Origin of the sequence: Acinetobacter tibetensis (assembly GCF_023824315.1) — a bacterium.
Taxonomy (GTDB): Bacteria; Pseudomonadota; Gammaproteobacteria; order Pseudomonadales; family Moraxellaceae; genus Acinetobacter; species Acinetobacter tibetensis.
In genome coordinates, this window is sequence record NZ_CP098732.1 from 3,220,822 (window position 1) to 3,241,685 (window position 20,864).

At 41.2% G+C, this 20,864-nt stretch carries 22 protein-coding genes and 2 tRNA genes; 6 read left to right on the forward strand and 18 right to left on the reverse strand.

The annotated features are described in order from the left end of the window. Positions 1-189 precede the first annotated feature (189 nt). Positions 190-1,890 carry an NAD-dependent malic enzyme gene (locus M5E07_RS15500; RefSeq protein WP_116762734.1) on the reverse strand — a complete coding sequence of 567 codons (1,701 nt, stop codon included), beginning with the start codon at positions 1,888-1,890 and terminating at the stop codon, positions 190-192. A 431-nt stretch (positions 1,891-2,321) separates the two neighbouring features. Beyond that, a complete protein-coding gene (locus tag M5E07_RS15505; protein ID WP_252220559.1) occupies positions 2,322-2,606 on the reverse strand; it encodes a DUF2798 domain-containing protein in 285 nt (94 codons plus the stop codon). Between the two features lie 184 nt (positions 2,607-2,790). Here M5E07_RS15505 and argS point away from each other — a divergent pair, with 184 nt between their 5' ends. After that, positions 2,791-4,581: an arginine--tRNA ligase gene (gene argS / locus M5E07_RS15510; protein ID WP_252220561.1), complete on the forward strand. Its 1,791-nt coding sequence runs from the start codon at positions 2,791-2,793 to the stop codon at positions 4,579-4,581. A 219-nt stretch (positions 4,582-4,800) separates the two neighbouring features. Then, complete coding sequence (locus M5E07_RS15515) at positions 4,801-5,415, forward strand: SPOR domain-containing protein (protein WP_116762728.1); 615 nt, start codon at positions 4,801-4,803, stop codon at positions 5,413-5,415. Positions 5,416-5,462: 47 nt separating this feature from the next. Here M5E07_RS15515 and M5E07_RS15520 read toward each other — a convergent pair whose 3' ends face one another. From M5E07_RS15520 to M5E07_RS15530, 3 genes are all read right to left on the reverse strand, one after another. Further along, on the reverse strand, positions 5,463-6,107 hold the full coding sequence (locus M5E07_RS15520) for a glutathione S-transferase (RefSeq protein ID WP_252220563.1): 645 nt from the start codon (positions 6,105-6,107) through the stop codon (positions 5,463-5,465). 72 nt (positions 6,108-6,179) lie between these two features. Continuing rightward, the gene (locus M5E07_RS15525) at positions 6,180-6,578 is read right to left on the reverse strand and encodes an OsmC family protein (RefSeq protein ID WP_116762724.1); all 399 of its coding nucleotides are present in this window, start codon (positions 6,576-6,578) and stop codon (positions 6,180-6,182) included. A gap of 15 nt (positions 6,579-6,593) precedes the next feature. Continuing rightward, a complete protein-coding gene (locus tag M5E07_RS15530) occupies positions 6,594-7,541 on the reverse strand; it encodes a pirin family protein (protein WP_252220565.1) in 948 nt (315 codons plus the stop codon). A gap of 304 nt (positions 7,542-7,845) precedes the next feature. Here M5E07_RS15530 and M5E07_RS15535 point away from each other — a divergent pair, with 304 nt between their 5' ends. Then, on the forward strand, positions 7,846-9,129 hold the full coding sequence (locus M5E07_RS15535) for a GGDEF domain-containing protein (RefSeq protein WP_252220567.1): 1,284 nt from the start codon (positions 7,846-7,848) through the stop codon (positions 9,127-9,129). Here the strand turns inward: M5E07_RS15535 and M5E07_RS15540 are convergent. The 6 genes from M5E07_RS15540 to M5E07_RS15570 form a co-directional block, all read right to left on the reverse strand. Continuing rightward, entirely contained in the window at positions 9,126-9,467 is a 342-nt protein-coding gene (locus M5E07_RS15540) for a DUF3861 domain-containing protein (protein ID WP_252220569.1), read from the reverse strand. The two genes, M5E07_RS15535 and M5E07_RS15540, sit on opposite strands and share 4 nt — an antisense overlap. Before the next feature lie 43 nt (positions 9,468-9,510). Next, entirely contained in the window at positions 9,511-9,708 is a 198-nt protein-coding gene (locus M5E07_RS15545) for a hypothetical protein (protein WP_252220571.1), read from the reverse strand. 6 nt (positions 9,709-9,714) lie between these two features. After that, on the reverse strand, positions 9,715-9,837 hold the full coding sequence (locus M5E07_RS15550) for a transcriptional repressor (protein WP_252220573.1): 123 nt from the start codon (positions 9,835-9,837) through the stop codon (positions 9,715-9,717). 79 nt (positions 9,838-9,916) lie between these two features. Next, positions 9,917-10,447, reverse strand: a complete 531-nt coding sequence (locus M5E07_RS15555; protein ID WP_252220575.1) for a PadR family transcriptional regulator — start codon at positions 10,445-10,447, stop codon at positions 9,917-9,919. Positions 10,448-10,918: 471 nt separating this feature from the next. Next, a complete protein-coding gene (guaA, locus tag M5E07_RS15565) occupies positions 10,919-12,487 on the reverse strand; it encodes a glutamine-hydrolyzing GMP synthase (protein ID WP_131262710.1) in 1,569 nt (522 codons plus the stop codon). A gap of 190 nt (positions 12,488-12,677) precedes the next feature. Next, positions 12,678-13,094 carry a DoxX family protein gene (locus M5E07_RS15570; protein WP_252220577.1) on the reverse strand — a complete coding sequence of 139 codons (417 nt, stop codon included), beginning with the start codon at positions 13,092-13,094 and terminating at the stop codon, positions 12,678-12,680. A 189-nt stretch (positions 13,095-13,283) separates the two neighbouring features. Between M5E07_RS15570 and M5E07_RS15575 the strand changes: the two genes are divergently transcribed. Beyond that, entirely contained in the window at positions 13,284-13,919 is a 636-nt protein-coding gene (locus M5E07_RS15575) for a DedA family protein (RefSeq protein ID WP_116762708.1), read from the forward strand. On the opposite strand, the gene M5E07_RS15580 is transcribed toward M5E07_RS15575, so the two are convergent. The 5 genes from M5E07_RS15580 to M5E07_RS15600 all read right to left on the reverse strand — a co-directional run bounded on the left by M5E07_RS15580 (position 13,916) and on the right by M5E07_RS15600 (position 16,765). After that, positions 13,916-14,506, reverse strand: coding sequence for a LysE family translocator (locus M5E07_RS15580; RefSeq protein WP_116762706.1), 591 nt, complete (start codon positions 14,504-14,506; stop codon positions 13,916-13,918). The genes M5E07_RS15575 and M5E07_RS15580 overlap by 4 nt on opposite strands. Positions 14,507-14,726: 220 nt before the next feature. After that, entirely contained in the window at positions 14,727-15,113 is a 387-nt protein-coding gene (locus M5E07_RS15585; RefSeq protein ID WP_252220579.1) for a hypothetical protein, read from the reverse strand. Positions 15,114-15,127: 14 nt separating this feature from the next. Continuing rightward, a complete protein-coding gene (locus tag M5E07_RS15590) occupies positions 15,128-15,967 on the reverse strand; it encodes a ParA family protein (protein ID WP_252220581.1) in 840 nt (279 codons plus the stop codon). 84 nt (positions 15,968-16,051) lie between these two features. Further along, positions 16,052-16,441 carry a SirB2 family protein gene (locus tag M5E07_RS15595; RefSeq protein ID WP_116762700.1) on the reverse strand — a complete coding sequence of 130 codons (390 nt, stop codon included), beginning with the start codon at positions 16,439-16,441 and terminating at the stop codon, positions 16,052-16,054. A 15-nt stretch (positions 16,442-16,456) separates the two neighbouring features. Next, positions 16,457-16,765, reverse strand: a complete 309-nt coding sequence (locus M5E07_RS15600; protein ID WP_116762698.1) for a BolA family protein — start codon at positions 16,763-16,765, stop codon at positions 16,457-16,459. 199 nt (positions 16,766-16,964) lie between these two features. Between M5E07_RS15600 and M5E07_RS15605 the strand changes: the two genes are divergently transcribed. Together M5E07_RS15605 and M5E07_RS15610 are read left to right on the forward strand one after the other, a co-directional pair. Further along, a tRNA-Gly gene (locus M5E07_RS15605) sits at positions 16,965-17,040 on the forward strand. 39 nt (positions 17,041-17,079) lie between these two features. Then, positions 17,080-17,155 (forward strand) — tRNA-Gly (locus tag M5E07_RS15610). A gap of 668 nt (positions 17,156-17,823) precedes the next feature. On the opposite strand, the gene alr is transcribed toward M5E07_RS15610, so the two are convergent. Together alr and M5E07_RS15620 are read right to left on the reverse strand one after the other, a co-directional pair. Beyond that, on the reverse strand, positions 17,824-19,023 hold the full coding sequence (gene alr / locus M5E07_RS15615) for an alanine racemase (RefSeq protein ID WP_252223862.1): 1,200 nt from the start codon (positions 19,021-19,023) through the stop codon (positions 17,824-17,826). A gap of 83 nt (positions 19,024-19,106) precedes the next feature. After that, positions 19,107-20,606 (reverse strand): amino acid permease, encoded by a 1,500-nt coding sequence (locus M5E07_RS15620; protein WP_252220583.1) that lies wholly within the window; start codon positions 20,604-20,606, stop codon positions 19,107-19,109. Positions 20,607-20,864: the final 258 nt, after the last annotated feature.

Sequence of the window (20,864 nt, forward strand, 5' to 3'; positions counted from 1 at the left end):
ATTCGTTATTAAAAGTTATACGTATATTAAGCGCGACATTCTAATGAACCGCTCAAATCAACGTCTAGCTCTTTTTGTAGTATTTTTATTCCATGTTCATACATACGGTCGAGAAATGTTTTAGGCTCAACGCTTATCCATAAAAAAAAGAGGCTTACGCCTCTTTTTTATAAAAATCTTTTGATTGGGTTAAAAGGTAATCCGACGATATTGACGGTATTCTGGTTTCCAGAAATTAGCTTCAATCGCTTCATGCAATAATTCATCGCTGACCATCGGTGCAACACCTGCGTCCATGGCTGCTTTTGCCACTTTAAATGCAATGATTTTAGAAACTTTTTGAATGTCATTGATATCTGGCAGTAAATCTGCATCGGGATTACTGAGTTTTGGTGAACAGTCTGCCAAGGCATTGCTTGATGCCATGAGCATACTGTCCGTTACACGAGTTGCGCCTGAAGCCACCACGCCCAAACCAATCCCCGGGAAGATATACGAGTTATTACATTGTGAAATCTGATAAATTTTGCCTTGATAATTCACTGGCGCAAATGGACTACCTGTGGCAATTAATGCACGTCCTTCAGTCCACTGCACAATATCCGCAGGTACCGCTTCCACACGCGAGGTTGGATTCGACAATGGCAAGATAATCGGCGATTCGCAATTACTGGCTAAAGTCTTAATCACTTCTTCAGTAAATAGCCCTGGTTGACCCGAAACACCAATCAATACCGTCGGTTTGGCCTGCTTAACCACATCCAATAAAGAAATATGTTCTTCGGCATTACCCCAAGTCGCAATCACTTCAGGTTTTTGCGCCAATTTACGTTGGAAATCAAGTAAATTAGGCTGATTTTCAGTGATCAAACCAAAGCGATCTACCATAAAGACACGTGCACGTGCTTCCGCTTCAGTTAAACCTTCTGCCACCATTTGCGCCACGATTTGCTCTGCAATACCACAGCCCGCCGAACCTGCACCCAAAAAGGTAATAATTTGATCTTTAAGTTGCTTGCCTGCCGCACGCGATGCCGCAATCAAACTGCCCACAGAAACCGCTGCGGTGCCTTGAATATCATCATTAAAGCAACAAACTTGATCACGATATTTATTCAATAAAGGCATCGCATTATTTTGCGCGAAATCTTCAAACTGAATCAGTGCTTTCGGCCAACGACGTTTAATCGCTGCCATCACTTCATCCACAAAGCTATAATACTCTTCACCACTGATTCGTGGCTGACTCCAACCCATATAGATTGGATCATTCAGTAATTGCTGATTGTTGGTGCCCACGTCAAGGGTAATTGGCAAAGTATACGCTGGGCTAATCCCGCCACATGCGGTGTAGAGGGAAAGCTTACCGATCGGGATACCCATACCACCAATCCCTTGGTCACCCAGACCTAAAATGCGCTCGCCATCCGTGATTACAATCACTTTGACATTCTTTTTATTTACATTATGCAAAATGTCATCGATATGCGCACGGTCAGGGTATGAAATAAAAATCCCACGATGACGGCGATAGATATCTGAAAAACGCTGACACGCCTCACCCACAGTCGGTGTATAAATAATTGGCATCATCTCACTTAGATGATTTTCAATCAGGTGATAAAACAAAGTCTCATTGGTGTCTTGAATATTGCGCAGGTAAATATGCTTATTTATCTCATCATTGAAAGCGCAGTATTGTTGGTATGAGCGCTGACTTTGCTCTTCAATCGACTCAATCACATGTGGAACCAAGCCATGTAAATTAAAGCGAGTGCGTTCTTCTTCTGTAAAAGCAGAGCCTTTATTTAATAACGGGAGTTCTAACAGGGTATTTCCAGCGTACGGGATGTATAAAGGGTATTTCGTCTTCAATTGTGCAGTTGTCATAACCAGTCTCAGTGCGCGCAATCCTCTCAACAGGATTACTTTACGTCATCAAATTTCCTTCGATTCGGCGTATAGCTTAGCCCTATTTTTTCAGCAACGTATATTTAGATACGTGATAATGGTATTAAAATAATTTCGCTATTAAATGAAGCTCTATTTATTGTTTTTTTATATTTATAAATTAAATCAATCTCAGAAATATTGCTAACATATTCGTAATATAAAGACATTTAAGCAAGTTAACCAGCAAAACCAGAAACACAAATCATCGTTATTTTCTATAATTATATTTTAAACAATTAATTCCATTCAATCTACTAAGTATTTTTTTAAGTGATATTAAAATCAAAAAAAATATCAATAAATCAATATAAAACAAATGCTTAATAAAAATTAAGACTTTTGGCTAATTTCTTCGTGAGTTTTCATCCTTATTTAGGCGGCTGATTAGGTGGCATCTCTACAAATAGTGCAGTCAACTTACGTACCAATGGCAACATCACCAAAACTACAGGATAGGCAATTGCCCACGATATCATCCACGCGGAAAACCAAAGTGATAAAAACGTATCACTCCACCCCAAATTACGTAACATATTAATAAAGGAAATAATGCCACTCATTAAGCAAGAGAGAAAAAAAGGCATCACCCAACCCACGAACCTAGACGGCAATTTTGGAATATTTCCAATGATTTTAGGACGTTCTGTGGTCATCTGTTGACTCCAAGATTATGTATTTATTCACTATGCCATAGTTTCTCAAGCAAGATGCGACACATCTCATAAAAACCAAGCTGAAAATTTAAAGACGAATAAAAAACATTCTATAGAAAGGACTCACCTTATAGTCCGAAATTTGCTATATTTGCTGTTTTCTGCGACATTTATTTTCGACTTTATGAACATGGCAATACAAGCGGCGCTCGATCATGCAGTGCAATCCCTTCAAGCGGAAGGCGTACTCCCATCTGACTGGAACAACAACAGCACTTTGACGCGTACCAAAGACCGAAGCCATGGGGATTTCGCATCGAATATCGCCATGATTGGTGCAAAAGCTGCGGGCATAAAACCACGTGATTTGGCAGAAAAAATTCTCGCGGCACTGCCTGAAGTGGCTGACATCAGCAAAGCAGAAATTGCAGGTCCAGGCTTCATTAACTTTTTCTTAAATGCCGATCAGCGTTTTACTGTACTCGATCAAATTCAAGCACAAAACACACAATTTGGTCGTACCCAAGTCAATGCAGAAAAACGCATCCAAGTTGAGTTTGTCTCAGCCAACCCAACGTCTAGCCTACATGTGGGGCATGGTCGCGGTGCAGCTTACGGTATGACGGTTGCGAACCTGCTTGAAGCCACAGGTGCAAAAGTTGATCGTGAATATTATGTCAATGACGCAGGTCGTCAGATGGATATTTTGGCAACATCAACTTATTTACGTTATTTAGAGCTGACTGGTCAGGAACTGGTGTTCCCTAAAAATGCCTATCAAGGTGACTACGTTAAGGAAATTGCGCAAAGCATTATTGAAAAAGACGGCGATGCTTATGTTCACCCTGTGGCAGACGTCTACAAAGATGTACCTGAAGATGTGCAATATGCTGAAGAACTCGATGCTGAAGGCAACAAAGTTGTGCTTTCTGGCGACAAAGAAAAACATATCGATGGTTTGATTTTTAATTCACAACAATTGACGGGCAAAGGCTATCGCGTTTTCCATCAAGCGGCATTGAAAGCGATCTTGGATGACATCAAAGATGATCTAGGTGAGTTTGGTGTGACCTTTAATCACTGGTTCAGTGAAGCCTCTTTAACTGAAAAGATTGATGAAGCACTGCAAACCCTTGACCAACGTGGGTTCCTCTACGAAAAAGAGGGCAACATCTGGTTTAAATCGACTGAATTTGGCGATGAAAAAGACCGTGTGGTGAAACGCCGTAATGGTCAAACCACGTATTTTGCATCGGATATTGCTTACCACCTCAACAAATTACAACGCGGTTATACTGACTTGCTGGATATTTGGGGTTCAGACCACCACGGTTATATTTCACGTGTAAAAGCTGCCATTGATGCAATGGGCTATGACTCGAAGAAACTGACTGTCCTTTTAGTTCAGTTCGTGAGCTTATGGCGCAGCGGTGAAATGGTGCAAATGTCTTCTCGTTCAGGTCAGTTCGTGACTTTACGTGACCTGCGTAAAGAAGTCGGCAATGATGCTGCGCGTTTTTATTATGTGATGCGTAAGTCTGAACAACACATTGATTTTGACTTAGACCTTGCAGTTTCACAAAGCAAAGACAATGCGGTGTACTACATTCAATATGCTCATGCCCGTATCTGCCGTATGCGTGAAAAAGCTGCTGCAACAGGTGTCAATTTCAATGCTGAAACTGCCCGCCAATTTGCCAATAAATTGGACTTGGATGCAGAAACAGAAATTCTTGCCAAGCTTGCTGCTTATCCAGAAGTGGTTGCACGTGCTGCCAATGCTTACGAACCACATCAAGTCGGTAACTACTTGAAAGAATTGGCTGCTTTATTCCATGGTTGGTATAATGAGCACAAAGTACTGAATGATGATGCAGAACTTACACAAGCGCGTCTATTGCTTTCAGTAAACGTACAACAAGTATTACGCAATGGTTTAGAATTATTAGGTGTATCTGCACCTGAGACAATGTAATTAACAAAGCAGTGCTTTGTACATCGTCGCAAGACCAAAAGCTATGCTTAAGGTAAGCATGTAAACCCTGATGTATTTCTCGCTTTGTGAAACTTGAGTTTTGCAAAGCGATTCTTTATTTTGATACAACGCCTCTTTCAATTCCTTGAGGCCAAATATTCAAATAAAGAAAAGAATGGATCAGTCCCTCGTATTGATTAGAAGAAAAGAGGTTTCCACGTGTTTGGAAAAACGCAACGCGGTGTTTCAGAACGACCCAATAAACCGAAGAAACCGCTGATTCCAGCGTGGTTAGGTACGCTTGTGGTTATTCTCATCGTACTCAGTTTTGCAGTTGCTTTAATGCTGTGGAAACCGTGGGCACCTGTTCAACCCAAAAACCAAGTCACGTCTGAACACTATCAAGAAGACACCAACAAGGATTATCGTTTTTACGATTTGTTGCCACAACAACAAGTCACCCCGATTCCTGAACAGGCTATTCCTGAAAATAAAGATTCAGGCACTGTGGTGATTGTGGAAGCCCCTCAAGCAGAACAAGCAGCAAGCAGCACCGCCACTGATGCGACAGAAGCTCAAATCAATCCAACACCAGCAGAACGTACACCAAGCTATATTTTACAAGTTCGTAGCTACCCAGATCCTGACAGTGCCGATGCACGTCGTGCTGAAATTATCTTGAATGGATTATCTGCCGATGTGGTGAAAACTGTTGAAGGGGGTAAAACTTGGTATCGTGTGGTATCTGGGCCTTATGACTCACAAGAAGCAGCCGTCATTGCACAACAAACCTTACAGCATAGTGGAATCGACTCTATTGTGGTCAAACGCTAAGCAACAACAAAAAAGATGCTTCGGCATCTTTTTTGTTGTTTGCATGATTATAAAGCCTGCTCTTTACTTTTCGCTCGTGCAAATGCAGGACGCTCAGCAATACGCTGGATAAAGGCTTGGATATGAGGATATTTCCCCTGAGTTCTCGACACTAATGCCTGCAAAGGAAAGCTCATCTGAATATCTGCAAAAGAGAACGTACCCGCAAAATAATCATGGGTGGCCAAATAGCTTTCTAAAAATTGCACATGATCTTTTAAACGCGGTTGAATAAATCCTGCTTTCACTCCCGCGGTAATTTTTTTCGCGACAGGCTTAATCAGAAAAGGAACATGCTGCGGTACATTACTCATCACCAACTGCATCACCAACAGCGGCATTAATGAGCCTTCTGCATAATGCATCCAATAACGGTATTGTTGTTTATTGGCATGATCCTGTGGTTTGAACTGTTGCTGTGCATCATACTGTTCTTGCAAATACTCTAAAATCACAGCAGATTCAGCAATACTTTCCTCTCCATCCGTTAAAACAGGGGCCTTACCCAAAGGATGTACCCGCTTTAATTCAGGTGGTGCAGCAAGCGTTGCTAAACGTCGATAAAACTGAATTTGATAACTCAGATTTAACTCCTCCAAAGCCCATAAAATGCGAAAAGAGCGGGATTGCTCCAAATGATGTAAGGTAATCATGCCCTAGCCTCAATTTACCAATATCGGACAATTGCTTAACCTCAGCAATTCTCCTGAATATAAAAAGCCTGATTACATCAGGCGAGTGTGTATTTCTAAACTACGCAACAAAGTTTTGGTGACAGGGGTCTTTTCACTAATCTCAAGGACTTTCTGTTGCAATGCTTCTGATAAAGGCTGCTGAAAAGATAACCGACGCTCAATCCATTCCTGCCCATCCTTATTGCCATGAAACTCGGCTTCCACGCTAAAATCACCCAAATCAATTTGCTTATGCTGTGCGTACATACGCAGCGTGATCATGGTACATGACACCAAACCTGAACAAATAAAATCGTAGGGAGCTGGCCCCAAATCTTGCCCCCCAAATGAGGCAGGTTTATCGGTGAGAAAATGATGTGTCCCACTTGAGATGTCGCCTAACCAAGGCTCTGACCGCGTTCGAACTTGTGCTTGCGCAATAATACTCATCTTATTGTTCCTTTGTTATTTTGATGCTTTCATTTTGTCTGGGAAAATAGGGGCTTCCAAACGTGGTCCATCATAATCAGGAATATTGCCAAAGCGCTCATCTTGATTGACCCACTGTTCACGTGCTAGCTGCAACTCGTCTTGGGTGCGTCCTACAAAGTTCCACCACAACAAAATTGCAGACTCAAAGGGTTCTCCCCCAAGCAGCAGAATACGCGCACCCTCATGCAATTCCACGGTAATTTCGGTTACACCAGGCTCTAGTGCCAACATGTTGTCATCATTTAATTCATGACCATTGATAACCGCAGTACCTTCCAATGCCAAAAAGCCATATTCAAATTTAGGATTAAGTGACAAACGCGTCGAGGTAGAAACAGAAGCTCTCATATCGACACCCAACAGCTCCGTATGAACTTTTACAGGGGAAACCACCTGCAAGAACTCGCCCACCAACACTGTAAACTCAACTTGATCCTGCTCTAAAGTGGGTAATTCTGGATAATGATCGAAACGCGGCGCCATATTCTGCTTGTCATCAGGTAAAGCAATCCAGAGTTGTGCTGCATGCATATGGGTTTCTGTCGCAGGGGCAACTTCGGTATGAGAAATACCGTATCCAGCAGTCATCAAATTCACTTGTTTGGGGCGAATCAACTGTTTTGATCCTAAACTATCGGTATGCATCATCGTACCTTCAATCATCCATGTGAAGGTTTGCAAACCAATATGTGGATGCGGCCCTACATCTAAACCATCCCCTTGCGGAAAGCTAACTGGACCAGCATGATCCAAGAAGCACCATGCTCCGATCATACGTTTGTGTCGACTAGGCAAGGCACGTTTAATAATGGTCCCTTGGCCGATTTCTGCTGAACGTAAAGGAAACTCTTGAATAAATTGGTTAATATATTTTTCGCAGTCGTCTGAATCTGAGAGTTCAATATAGTTACTATTGGTCATATTGTTATCCTAAATTATGTTTTTCCAATACCATCAGCATAGCGATAACATCTGCAAACGACCAGTTCAATTTAAGATTTGCATGCAAATCTTTATCTGTAAGATAAAAATTCCATACAATAAAATACGGCTGTCTATATAATGACATCGCATTTATCTAATAAAATGAAAAAATATGAACAAGAACAAAGAATTTGGCTTTACATACCTATTTTAATGAAAAGTGTGCATTTTATATACAAAACTGTGATTAATGTTTATTATTTCATAAGAATACATTGTAGATACAATGGAGCAGTAGCCTATGATTAAAGGAGGAGATGGACAGGCTGAATTGAGTCATAAGCACAGCATTGAATTAGAAAACCGCAATAAAATTCAGCATACCCCTGAAAATAATTACATTTTACCATCCCAATTATGCGAACCTGAAAATCGTGCAGCAATCGTGAGTGCATTACAAGACCACAATGCTCCCCTTCCTCCGCAATTTGAGGAGTGTTATTACAGTTATCAGAACGTGCATCAACGACACCATTTAAGACAAATTAATTTTTTAGCACAACTGTCCTTTCTTTGTTATTTTTTTGCAGATTGGTTTTTATTGCCCGATATTGTCTATATTTCAGGCATAGCACGCACAAGCGCAGTGCTGAGCTTTATGCTACTGAATTGGGTCATGTTTAAATACTGTAAAAATATTCTGACCTTAGACTTATTACTGCCGATCTCGAGTGCCTTTGCTGCCACAGTATGGTTCTGGCTACTCCATCAATCCGACAACTCGAGTGTTTATTTTTATCAATATGCTTCGGTCATTTTTATCTTGTTGGGTTGTTTATCTATTCAAGTCCGCTTTCGACCTTCAGTTTTAACCGCCTTACTCATCAGTGCTGTCATTATTTCTGGCGTCATACATCTTGATAATAGTGCGCAACAAACGATTATCTTTTTACTGGTTTATATTCCCATTCTCATCTTTAGCCTCTATATCAGTTGGAATAACACCTTAAATGCCCGCCGCACCTTTCTACGCTCTATGCTCGAAGAATGGGATCGTCATATGTTGCGTGAACTGGCACATACCGATGAACTGACTCAATTAAATAACCGTCGCCAATTCGAATTGATTGCAGATCAAAAAATCCATCAATGGCCGCAATATCAATCCATTTGTTTACTCATGTTTGATGTCGACTTTTTTAAACGCATCAATGACAGCCATGGTCATGACATTGGCGATCAAGTTCTACAAAATATTGCAGAAATCGCGCGCAAAGAAATGCGTCGTGAAGATGTCTTGGCACGTTTTGGTGGTGAAGAATTTGTTGCGCTTCTTCCTGAAACTTCACTGGAAGATGCCATGATGATTGCCAACCGATTAAGACAAAAAATTGAATCTTCTACGGTATATATTGGCAATAATATTCAACTTCATTTCACTATTTCGATTGGTGTATCACGGCTTGATCCTAAAGATGTCGATTTACACCTGTTGATTAAAGAGGCCGATGTTGCCCTTTATCGCGCCAAACAGAATGGGCGCAATCAAGTGGTCTGTTTTGATTCTTTACCCAATGAAGTCTAAGGCAGTCCCAGATTATTTTTCTCTTCCTCTTGAACCGTGCGCTGTTGTGCCAAGGTCTGTTTAAGATGTTTCATAAACTGCCCGAACTGCGGCAATAACTGCTCGAACAGTGGATGCTGTCGATTCTCCAACAGGGTTTCACCAAACAACTTTAAACCGACTGCAAATGCCGCGGTTGCTTCTGCATCAAATAATTTTACCTGTTGCATACGCTCGACAATGGCCAAAATATCATCATGATTGCCGACATTAAAAGCCAATTTCTCAGTATAGGTTGATGGTTGCCCCTTGGCATCACAAAGATGTTGTACTGTAATATGATATTGATGCTGTTTCATTTTATTTTCCTCTAGATATATTCGATTCATATTCTGATTTGAGTTACATATGCAAAGTGAGTTCAACTTTCACCAACTGCTGTTGCATAGCATCGACCAACTGCTCTAGATATTTAGATAAATTGTCATGTTCAAAAGCTTTTATTTGCCCAGTTTGCAAATCTAAAATTTGAAACTGCGTTTGTTGCTGATGCATTACAAAACTGGCTTTGGCACGCTGATGGTATTGCCGCTCAATCAATTGTGCTTACTCCAACTCGGTCAGTACACGATAGATTGTGGCCAAACTCAAACCGCTTTGTTGCTGTTGCAACTGCAAATACAGCCGTTCTGCACTACATGCTGTTGTGGCATCCAATAATTGCTGCAAAATGGATGTTCGGGCTAAAGAGGCTTATAAATGTGCCTGTCTCAATAATTCCTGACTTTGCATATCCAAGCCCGAGATCCTAAAGTCGACTAATTGCCACGGCAGCTACATCAATTTGTGCAGCAATTTGACGTACGGTTTCTGCATCAACAGATTTGGCATTTAGTTTTAAACGTAGTGAAGTTTTTAAGTTTTCCATCGCACGATGAATATCCATCAATTCATCTTTACTTTGTATATCACGCTTGGTTTCCAACTTCTCTAATAGCTGTTGGATCACGGAATGCTGTTCTTTTAAATGTGCTTTTCCTGCATCCGTAATATAGAACTGCTTACGATCTCCTTCTGTCAGTTGCACCTGAACAAAACCCATATCTTCTAAATAAATTAAAGTCGGATAGATGGTGCCCGCACTTGGGCTATATCCCCCGCCCACCAACTCACTGATATCTTTAATCAGCTCATAACCATGTTTTGGAGCTTGGGCAATCAGGTACAACACCAGCAGTTTCATACGACCAGCTTCAAATAAACGACCACGACGTCCACCATGTGGGCGTTCTGAATGATGGGCGTAAGACTCATAGTCTGGATGAGAACCATGTTTCATGATGATTATTCGCGTTATCGATGAATTTATATTTATTAAGATATATCTTTATATATCTTAAAGCAACAATTCCTCGTTCTTATGAACTGAAAATCTTGTTTTAAATGTGAATTATTTTTTTGTTAAAAATGGATCTGAATCCCAAGTAATAAAAAAGGACGCTTAAGCGTCCTTAAAAATTATCTTCATCAAACCGATCTTGGTCTATTTTATAGAGATGAAAACTTCTTTCAATTTGCACACCCAGTCCAAATTCGATGATCAATAAAATGCGTTTATTACGATCAGAAGCATTTATTGATTATCTGTTAGGAGTGACATTGTATTTTCTACAATTAACATGATGATTTTGCACAATCTAAAATAAAAAAAGAGCGCCTAAGCGCCCTTTCTTAAATCATTCTATTCTGCCACGCGCAGAGCGCTTGGCGTAAATTTGGCTAAAAGCTACCGCTTTTAGAAAGCCCCAATTTACTCCCACTCAATCGTTGCTGGTGGCTTAGATGACACGTCGTATACAACACGTGATACATCTTTAATTTCATTCATAATACGCGTCGAGATTTTGTCGACCAATTCATACGGTAAGTGTGCAAAACGAGCCGTCATGAAATCCACAGTTTCAACCGCACGCAGTGCAATGACCCATGCATAACGACGACCATCACCGACAACACCAACAGACTTCACAGGTTGGAATACTGCAAATGCTTGCGCAGTCTTGTCATACCAACCGCTGTCGCGAAGCTCTTGCATGAAGATGTCGTCCGCAAGACGAAGAATATCCGCATATTCTTTTTTCACTTCACCCAAAATACGCACACCCAAACCTGGACCTGGGAATGGATGACGGTAGATCATGCTGTGCGGCAAGCCTAAAGTTGTACCTAATTTACGCACTTCATCTTTAAACAAGTCACGTAATGGCTCAACCAATTCAAACTCTAAATCGTCTGGTAAACCACCCACGTTGTGGTGTGATTTAATCACATGTGCTTTACCTTGTTTGCTTGCAGCAGATTCAATCACGTCTGGGTAAATCGTCCCTTGCGCCAAGAATTTCACGCCATCAAGTTTACGTGCTTCTTCAGCAAAGACCGCAATGAACTCACGCCCAATGATTTTACGTTTTTTCTCAGGATCAACTTCACCCGCCAACGCAGTCAAGAAACGCTCTTCAGCATCGGCACGGATCACACGGATACCCATGTTTTCAGCAAACATTTGCATGACTTGATCGCCTTCGTTTAAACGAAGTAAACCATTGTCAACAAATACACAGGTCAACTGATCGCCAATTGCTTTGTGCAATAACGCTGCAACGACAGATGAATCGACACCGCCAGATAAACCAAGGAGAACTTTTTCATCACCAATTTGTTGGCGTAATTGCTCTACACGAAGGTCAATAATGTGTTCTGGTGTCCATAAACCGCCACAACCACAAATTTTGTGTACAAAGTTAGCCAATAACTCTGCACCTTTTGCAGTGTGCGTTACTTCAGGATGGAACTGTACGCCATAGAAGCGACGGCTTTCATCAGATGCCGCAGCAAATGGGCAGCTCGGTGTGCTGGCTGTGGTTACAAAACCTTCTGGTAGACGGCTGACTTTATCGCCATGGCTCATCCACACATGTAATTGGTTTTCGCGGTCTTGAAGTTGACCAATGAGATGGTCACGCTGTTGAATATCAACTTCAGCATAGCCAAATTCGTGTACTGTACCCGCTTCAACCTTACCACCGAGTTGTTCAGACATGGTTTGGAAACCGTAGCAGATTCCCAATACAGGTACACCTAATTCAAACACCACTTGCGGTGCACGTGGACTGCCTTCTTCATGCACACTTTCTGGTCCACCCGATAAAATAATACCGTTTGGATTAAACGCACGGATGTCTTCTTCAGACATATCGTAGGCATACATTTCAGAATAAACGCCCGCCTCGCGTACGCGACGTGCAATAAGTTGACTATATTGAGAGCCGAAATCCAAAATAAGGATACGATCTTCAGTAATTTGAGAATTGGTAGTCATGACAAACAACTATAATAGGCAAGCGAATATAAGCGCCATATTCTAACATTTTTCCCTATATTAAGCACACTATTTGGACAATCAATAAATATATTTACAAAACAAATGTTTAAATAAAAAGCACCGAATTTGTCGGTGCTTGTGAATCGCAATAGGATTTAGTAACCCCACGGCAAATAATTTAGATATCTTATTTTTCAATGAGGGCATCTAGACTCAATTTACCTGCACCATGCAGCATTAAGAAAAACAAACCGCCCGCCATGGCAAAGTTTTTCATAAAGTTAATGGCATCTTCCGCACCGCCATGAAAAATGAAAGCAGTGATGATACTAAAAACACCTAAGCCTAAAGCAGCAAAGCGCGCTTGAAAACCAAAAAACAGCGCTAAACCACCACCAAACTCAACCAAGATGGTTAAGGGAAGTAGCGCACCAGGTACACCCATCGCCTCCATATAACCCACCGTTGCGCTATAAGCGGTGAGTTTTCCCCAACCTGCAACCAAAAAGATATAGGCGAGGAGCGCACGGGCGATTAAACTCACGGCGTTATCAAACGCAGGTTGAGTCACGATATTTTTCACAACAACATTGGGATTAAACATAATTGAACCTTTTCTTAATCTTGTGGATAGGCACAGCTTAGTTTTTAATGATTATAGAATAAATACTTATTTTCAGACTTATCGTTTTATATTTGAAACGATAGATCGCTAAAATTAATTACGTTTTTATACTGACTTTCCGTATATGGGCTGCTAGGATTTGGCTACATTTTCGCGATGTTTTACCCCATGGAACTCCTTGATTTTATTTTACACGTAGATGACCATTTACTCGAATTTATTACAAATTATGGGGTCTGGATTTACGCTATTTTATTTTTAATTATTTTTGTCGAAACGGGTTTGGTGGTCATGCCATTTTTACCGGGTGACAGCTTGTTATTTGCTGCGGGTGCGCTAGCAGCTTCTACAGGAGCCATGGATCCTTGGGTATTGGGCATTTTGCTGTTCGTTGCTGCTGTACTGGGCGATACCCTGAACTACCATATTGGCAAATATATTGGGCCACGGGTATTTGAAATTGATTCACGTTTTATTAATAAACAACATCTGATTAATACACAAAAATTCTTTGCAAAGCATGGTGGTAAAACCATTATTTTTGCACGCTTTGTGCCTTTTGCTCGAACCTTCGCGCCCTTTGTCGCAGGTGCTGGACAAATGAATTATAAATTCTTTTTAACCTATAATTTAATTGGTGCTTTTTGCTGGATTGCCTCGTTCGTTACACTCGGTTATTTATTTGGCAACATGCCTATTGTGAAAGAGAATTTCACTCACCTCATCTTCGGGATTATTATAATCAGTGTCTTGCCGGGTATTATTGGTTTTATTCGCCAGAAATTAGCAAAAAAGAAGGCTTAAAAGAAGCGCATCACCACAGGTAACATACAAATCAGCAATAACATGGCCGATCCTTTATACAAATGATCGGCTTTTATTGGCTTTAAATTCCCTGCCAAAATAGCCTTGCCAAAGACCATCCAAAACAATGCGGCTGGAACCAAAATTAAAGAAAAGACCAAAAATACCAGTCCTGCACTCAAACTACTGTTCCACATTTCTAACGGTAAAATTCCTGCGGCAAAAAGCAGTGCTTTGGGGTTTTTGAGCGTTGAAAAAAACAATTGATGTGGACGAATATGAGGATGCTTTTGATGATGTGATTGCAGATGTGTCGACTTCCATAAATGGAATGCGATCCAAAACACATACAACGCACTCAACACATGCAGCAAAGTAATCAAATGCGGCCAGACTGGACTGGTCAAATGGATAAACAGCGACCACAAACTAATTGCATAAATGTAGCCCAATAATTCGGCTGGAATAAGTAAACTGGTTTTAGTCACACCTTGTTGATGAGCAGAGCTTGCCAGTAATGCATTGGTTGGTCCCGGTATCAGAAACACTGCAATCATTGCAAAAACAAACAGCCAACTCTCAATCATCAAAACCTATCACTCAAATGCAAATTGTTGCACACCTTATCTGAAAGCTGCCCCAAACAACAAGCCAAGCCCAGTCTAAATCGAGACACAATAGGTTAGATTCAACTGTTAATACAATCTAATATACTGTTTATATTATCATTATTTTTGAAATATTTTGAAAAACTTTCATCCTCTAGCGCTTTTCAATCTTTTCGCTAGAGGGTGAGATTCTTCTGGTTTAAGTTCTTGGAACCACCTTAATGGGGCAATTTTTAAACTGTGCAGCTTGCACAATCGCATCCTGTTGCCCCATCAAACGTGAAATTTCGGTTTTTTTGGTATTTGAAGACTGTCCCATATTTAATGAAACACTTGGACCAAAGCCCCAGCCACCACCGTGACTCCAACCGCCACCCAAGCCAACACCCACACCAACACCTGTACGTTTTGCCACAGAAACACCTTGGTTTAAATATTGCTGAATTCGGTCATATTCTGCCTGTAGCTGTTGGCAGTTCAAAGACTGATATTGCGTTGGAGAAACATAGGTCGGTTTGACCGTAGTTGCGCACGCTGCAAGCAATACACTACTTGCTGCAAGGATAGATAAAGCAATTTTTTTCATAACTTTTCTCAATCTTATTTTTGCTCAATTTCATTGAACAATGAAAGATAGGCCTGCGTCAATTTGTGATCTTTCGCCAAATAGATTAATGGCTGGTTCTGATGATGGGATTCTTTCATCAGTACCGAAGGCGGCAACATATTTTCCAATACAGGCAGCCCCTCATCCTTCAATTGCTGCACCACTTCGCGAGGTAGTTTAGCTTGCGCTTGGTACTGATTCACTACAATACCTTCAATTTCCAATTGGTCATTATGATCATCTTGGGTTTCAATCACATTTTCAATCAGGCTTTGTAAGGCACGTTTCGAGAACACATCACAATCAAATGGAATTAACACGCGATCTGCCGAAATTAATGCAGATAAAGTAAAGAAATTAAATGCAGGGGGTGTATCAATATAGATACGGTCATATTTACCTTCGAGTAACTTTAAGGCATCCCGTAATTTATAAATTTTATGTTTGGCTTCTAAAGCATAGGCCAAAGCCCCTAAACTTGGACTTGCAGGAATAACATCCAGGTGCTTAAACGGGGTTTGATGCACATAACTTTCCAGACCTTTGGGGCGATTCTTTAATAAAGATCCAATCGCATTGCCTAATAGCCCAGCTTTACTTTGACTTGTCCCCAAAACGTCATCGAAGTAGTTTTCAATATTCGGTTCTAATGCAGGTTTATCAACCGAATAGGTGGCATCATCACCCAATAAATATTGACTGGAGTTGGCTTGCGGATCCAAATCAATCACCAGTGTCTTCAATCCCTGATACGCGCTAATCGCAGCCAAATTGACGGTAATACTCGACTTGCCCACACCACCTTTCTGATTAAACACCACACGTGTCCGCATATTCCCCCCTCCCTCAATTTTTATCTATGATCATTAAGCAGTGTAATCGATCATTTTTTTATCGCTATCGAAAATGTCTGACAATCAACCAAAATTTGGCTGAATCATCACCAAGCCTAAAATTGCAATAAACGCCACTACGGCTAAAAACAAGCCTGCACGGCGTTGCGCCAAGACAATCTGATCCTGCTTCTTATAGGCTTTGCTTAAAGAAGACAAAAGCACTAAAAACAGAATGATTTTGGCATAAAACCAAGACTGTACATCAAAACCTTTCATCACCAACAAGGCAACACCCGTCAAAATCAACAAGGTCATAGCACTGTGCTGAAAAGCCACAAAGAATGTACGTGCAGATGGATTCGGCAAATTACCTTCGGTTCCCGAAAATAAACTCCGCGCGCGAATCACAATTGCCACACCCGCCAGTACAACAGCCAACCAATGCAGCATTAACAACATTTGAGCATCCATAACCAGCCAATATCCTTAATGCTTAGGTGCATGTGCACATTCTGGGCTTGAAGTGTCTTGTCCCTGCCATTCCGATTCTACAAAGGCATGCAGGGCTAATGCATGGATGCGACTCGGTGCCAATAAATCACCTACAGCAGCATAAACCTTCTGATGACGTTGCACTAAACGTAAGCCATCAAAGGCTTCACTGACAATCACCACTTTAAAATGTGACTCTTTGCCTGGGAAATAACCACCATGTCCCGCAGACTCATTTACGATTTCTAGATAAATTGGTGCCAATTGTTGTAAGCGGTCGCGCAGTTGTAATTCTAAGCTCATGAGGATCTGCCTTTATCTTTTAACTGACTTACAGTATAGCGGTTCTACCCTGATGTTTTGTATTCACTCACAACTTTTACTGCTACAAGCCCATATTTTTAGAAAATCTGGCATAAAATGCTTTTATTTTATGCAATTGATACAAGTTTTTTCAGAAACATATTGACCATCATTTTTCATACTGTATTATACACGGCATGCGGGAATAGCTCAGTTGGTAGAGCACAACCTTGCCAAGGTTGGGGTCGCGAGTTCGAGTCTCGTTTCCCGCTCCAAATTTTTTAGTGTAAGTTTTAGAAAAAACTGCTCAATATGCGGGAATAGCTCAGTTGGTAGAGCACAACCTTGCCAAGGTTGGGGTCGCGAGTTCGAGTCTCGTTTCCCGCTCCAGATTCAAAAAAGCCCTAGTCGAAAGATTAGGGCTTTTTTATGGCTAAAATTAAAATTTGAATAATCCATTTTTCATTCAAGTAGCTCGCCAATTTTTTACAAAATTGATCTGATTCACCAGCAATCTTCTAGAAAATAGCCCACTCAAAACTTTTGCACCCAAATAGCCGTTGCCTGTGTTTTAAAAGCATTTTTGCATCACGGTAAAGTTCTAGTGGGTACATGCCACATCACGAAAAAAAACAACCACAACTAAAAACTACCCCTCACACCGCCCTTAAAGGACCACCGAGATAAATTAACAGGGTTTAAACGTTGTGGTGAAGTGAGTGACGAGGGTTGAGGTCTCGGTACAGTGTCTGGCTGGATCGAACAAACTAGCGGTGATGAATGTGATCTGGCAAATCGATTCAATGGTTTTCAAGATCGAACTTTGGGCGCAGGTCCTATTCTGACCTATGATAAAAAACTTAGCCAAAGTTCAGAACCGCCTGCATCACTCCGTGGCATATATGAGTTTGATGTCAAAAACTGCTCTGCAGGCAAGGCTTATCAACGATCCATACGAATACAGATGCCTTTCATTAAAACATCTGATCGATACCCCATAAAATTACCCCCTACTGGATGCAGGGGGCAATACATTACTTCAAGGTATTTTGGCGAATTTATCGCACCACAATTTTAGGATTGGAATTGCCCCACATGGTGTAGACATCTGCCAGCAAAGCACCATTGTATTCTTCTAAATCACTTTGCTTGACGCTTTCATTGCCTTGCTGACCAAACAACACCACTTCATCACTGGCACGAATATCTGGAAAATCAGTAACATCCACCATAGTGGTATTCATGGAAGTACGCCCGACCACAGGAACTTTATGTCCACGAATCAGCACATAGGCTTTATTACTAAAGGCACGACGGTAACCATCCGAATAGCCCATTGGCAAGTTCGCCAATAATGAATCACGCTTTAAAGTATAGGTCTGGTCATAACCCACAGTTGTACCTTTTAAATAAGCATTCACTGTAGCTACTTGGGTTTTAAAAGTCATCAGCTTCTTATATTCCACCCGATCAGGAATACTGTCGCCATAAATCACGCCACCTGCACGGACCATATCTAAATGTGACTCTGGCACTGTTAAAGTGGCAAATGAATTGGCTGTGTGCAAGGTTAAATCTTCACGCTTGAGTTTGGCTTTTTTAATCAACCAGTCGGCTTGTTGATTAAACACAGCTAAATGTTCCCGCACATATTTTTGATCTTCTACAGCATAATGCGTCATGATGCCGACCAACTTTAAATTTGGCAGTTTGGTCATATGCAGTGCTTGTTGTTTGCCTTGCTCACTGTTTAACTCTAAACCGTTTCGATCCATCCCACCTGCATTTAAACCCAAATGATAGGCAACTGTAATCCCTTGCTGTTTCGCCCAAGTGGAAATACGCTGCGCTTGCTCATAGTTTCCGAATAATTCTTCCATCTTGAGTGAAGCTGCATTTTGAATTTCTTGATCGGTGGCTGCACGCAGTCTTAAAATGCGACCTTGATAGCCCGACTGGCGCACCATCGCGGCTTCGGCATTACTGGTAATGCCGACACAGGGCACATTCAACTTGATAATGCTCGGCATGAGCAACTGAATACCGTGACCATAAGCATCGGCTTTCATGACCGCACAAATCTGGCTTTTGTCCTGTAGTTGCTGTTGTAAGGTCTGAATATTCTGCTCAAAGGTCTGCACATTAATTTCAACCCAAGCATTGGCTTGTGGTGCCGCTGCCTGTGTCGCTGAAAGATGTGGCGTCAATAAAGGTGCCGCCATCGTGCTACTGATATTCAGTAGCCCCGCCCCCAACATACATGTCAATAATGTTACTTTTTTCAAGACAAATCCCTCTTCGTCGTTATAAAAAGAGAGGGGCAATACCCTCTCACGCTTCATTAATTATTTTCTGGCATTTCATCCTGTTCAATGCGGCGACCATGGGTCAAAATCCAGTTACGCTCTGCATATTTTTTCGTTTTATAGTAATAAGCAATACCCAATCCAATAAACCAGATTGGAGAGAAGGCCAAAGAAATCATGGTGTCATGATCGAGCGCCAAAATCGCCACCACAAAAATTAAGAACAACAAGGTAAACCATGCCATAAAACGGCCACCCGGCATTTTATACACCGACTGTTCATGCAGTTCAGGCGCTTTTTTGCGATAAGCCAAGTACGACAAAATAATCATAGCAAAGGTGAAAATACACAAAATCGAGGTAAAGGCTGAAATGATGATAAATGCCGTCATGACATCAGGCACAATGAACAGAATTGAAGTGCCGACCACCACACAGAACATCGAGAACATTAAGCTCAATACAGGCACTTTGCTTTTCGATAATTTTGCAAAACTTTTTGGTGCATCTTTTTCTACCGCTAAACCGAACAACATCCGGCTGGTGGCAAACACACCACTATTCGCAGAAGACATGGCAGAGGTAGCCACGACAAAGTTGACAATACTGGCTGCCGCAGGCAAACCAATTAAAGTAAACATTTCAACAAATGGACTCTTGTCTGGAGAAATCTGCGACCACGAAGTGACTGCGATAATACAAACCAAAGCACCGATATAGAATAATAAAATACGTAATGGAATTGAATTAATCGCGCGTGGTAAAGCATGATGCGGATCTTTGGTTTCTGCTGCTGTGGTACCCACCAATTCAATCCCGACGAAGGCAAATACCGCAATTTGGAAACCAGCCAAGAAGCCCGTTAGACCATAAGGGAACAGTGACTCTTTCTCGACCACATGGGCCAAAGACGCTTTCACACCATCTGGAGAAACAAAACCAATCGTAATCAGGTAGACGCCAACCAAGAGGAACATAATGATCGCGATAATTTTAATTAAGGCAAACCAGAACTCCACTTCACCAAATAGTTTTACCGCGACAAAGTTCAACAAAGTCAAAATGGCAATAGAGGTGAAGGCGGGTATCCATGCGGGTAAATCGGGATACCAAAACTGTGCATAACCTCCAATCACAATCACATCCGCAATTGCGGTGACAATCCAACTGAGCCAGTACGACCAACCCAAAAAGAAGCCTGCCCACGGCCCCAAATAAGCCGTTGCAAAGTCTGCAAAAGATTTGTAATTGGTATTAGAAAGCAGTAATTCCCCCATCGCACGCATGACGAAGAAGAAGAAGAAGCCAATAATGAGGTAAGTTAAGATGATCGAAGTCCCCGACACCGCTAGTGTCTTGCCCGACCCCATAAAGAGACCTGTACCTATCGCACCACCAATCGCAATCATCTGAATATGGCGATTGGTCAGTGAGCGTTGCAGTTGTTCTTCCTCAACTGACTCGTAATGATGTCCACCCAGTAAATCACCTTCTAAAGGCTCTTTTTGTTGATGGGTCTGTTTTCCATTCATCATGTTTTTACTCCAATTCACATCCAAAAAAGATGCAAATACGGGACTGACATAAAATATTCACTTATTTCATATCTATCCAAAATTAAGCTACATATTATTTTTCAATAACATTAATTTTATTATTTAATCGCATCTTTAAAATAAAAACAGCGATCAAATAATTACGACACAGATTGCAAAATCTATACCAAATTTATTAATTTAGTATTAAAAAACAGCAGCTTAATAAAAACATGACGCAAGTTTATCCACTGATTA

What these genes read in the sequence shown, in the direction of transcription:
- guaA (WP_131262710.1), bottom strand. Translation starts at nt 12,487, where the DNA reads ATGACTACCAATTCTCAAATTACTGAAGATCGTATCCTTATTTTGGAT.
- M5E07_RS15525 (WP_116762724.1), bottom strand. Translation starts at nt 6,578, where the DNA reads ATGAGTATTATTGCGCAAGCACAAGTTCGAACGCGGTCAGAGCCTTGG.
- M5E07_RS15590 (WP_252220581.1), bottom strand. Translation starts at nt 15,967, where the DNA reads ATGCGGACACGTGTGGTGTTTAATCAGAAAGGTGGTGTGGGCAAGTCG.
- M5E07_RS15505 (WP_252220559.1), bottom strand. Translation starts at nt 2,606, where the DNA reads ATGACCACAGAACGTCCTAAAATCATTGGAAATATTCCAAAATTGCCG.
- M5E07_RS15530 (WP_252220565.1), bottom strand. Translation starts at nt 7,541, where the DNA reads ATGACCAATAGTAACTATATTGAACTCTCAGATTCAGACGACTGCGAA.
- argS (WP_252220561.1), top strand. Translation starts at nt 2,791, where the DNA reads ATGAACATGGCAATACAAGCGGCGCTCGATCATGCAGTGCAATCCCTT.
- M5E07_RS15585 (WP_252220579.1), bottom strand. Translation starts at nt 15,113, where the DNA reads ATGAAAAAAATTGCTTTATCTATCCTTGCAGCAAGTAGTGTATTGCTT.
- M5E07_RS15620 (WP_252220583.1), bottom strand. Translation starts at nt 20,606, where the DNA reads ATGATGAATGGAAAACAGACCCATCAACAAAAAGAGCCTTTAGAAGGT.
- M5E07_RS15500 (WP_116762734.1), bottom strand. Translation starts at nt 1,890, where the DNA reads ATGACAACTGCACAATTGAAGACGAAATACCCTTTATACATCCCGTAC.
- M5E07_RS15570 (WP_252220577.1), bottom strand. Translation starts at nt 13,094, where the DNA reads ATGTTTAATCCCAATGTTGTTGTGAAAAATATCGTGACTCAACCTGCG.
- M5E07_RS15575 (WP_116762708.1), top strand. Translation starts at nt 13,284, where the DNA reads ATGGAACTCCTTGATTTTATTTTACACGTAGATGACCATTTACTCGAA.
- M5E07_RS15580 (WP_116762706.1), bottom strand. Translation starts at nt 14,506, where the DNA reads ATGATTGAGAGTTGGCTGTTTGTTTTTGCAATGATTGCAGTGTTTCTG.
- M5E07_RS15555 (WP_252220575.1), bottom strand. Translation starts at nt 10,447, where the DNA reads ATGAAACATGGTTCTCATCCAGACTATGAGTCTTACGCCCATCATTCA.
- M5E07_RS15595 (WP_116762700.1), bottom strand. Translation starts at nt 16,441, where the DNA reads ATGGATGCTCAAATGTTGTTAATGCTGCATTGGTTGGCTGTTGTACTG.
- M5E07_RS15520 (WP_252220563.1), bottom strand. Translation starts at nt 6,107, where the DNA reads ATGATTACCTTACATCATTTGGAGCAATCCCGCTCTTTTCGCATTTTA.
- M5E07_RS15535 (WP_252220567.1), top strand. Translation starts at nt 7,846, where the DNA reads ATGATTAAAGGAGGAGATGGACAGGCTGAATTGAGTCATAAGCACAGC.
- alr (WP_252223862.1), bottom strand. Translation starts at nt 19,023, where the DNA reads ATGTTGGGGGCGGGGCTACTGAATATCAGTAGCACGATGGCGGCACCT.
- M5E07_RS15600 (WP_116762698.1), bottom strand. Translation starts at nt 16,765, where the DNA reads ATGAGCTTAGAATTACAACTGCGCGACCGCTTACAACAATTGGCACCA.
- M5E07_RS15540 (WP_252220569.1), bottom strand. Translation starts at nt 9,467, where the DNA reads ATGAAACAGCATCAATATCATATTACAGTACAACATCTTTGTGATGCC.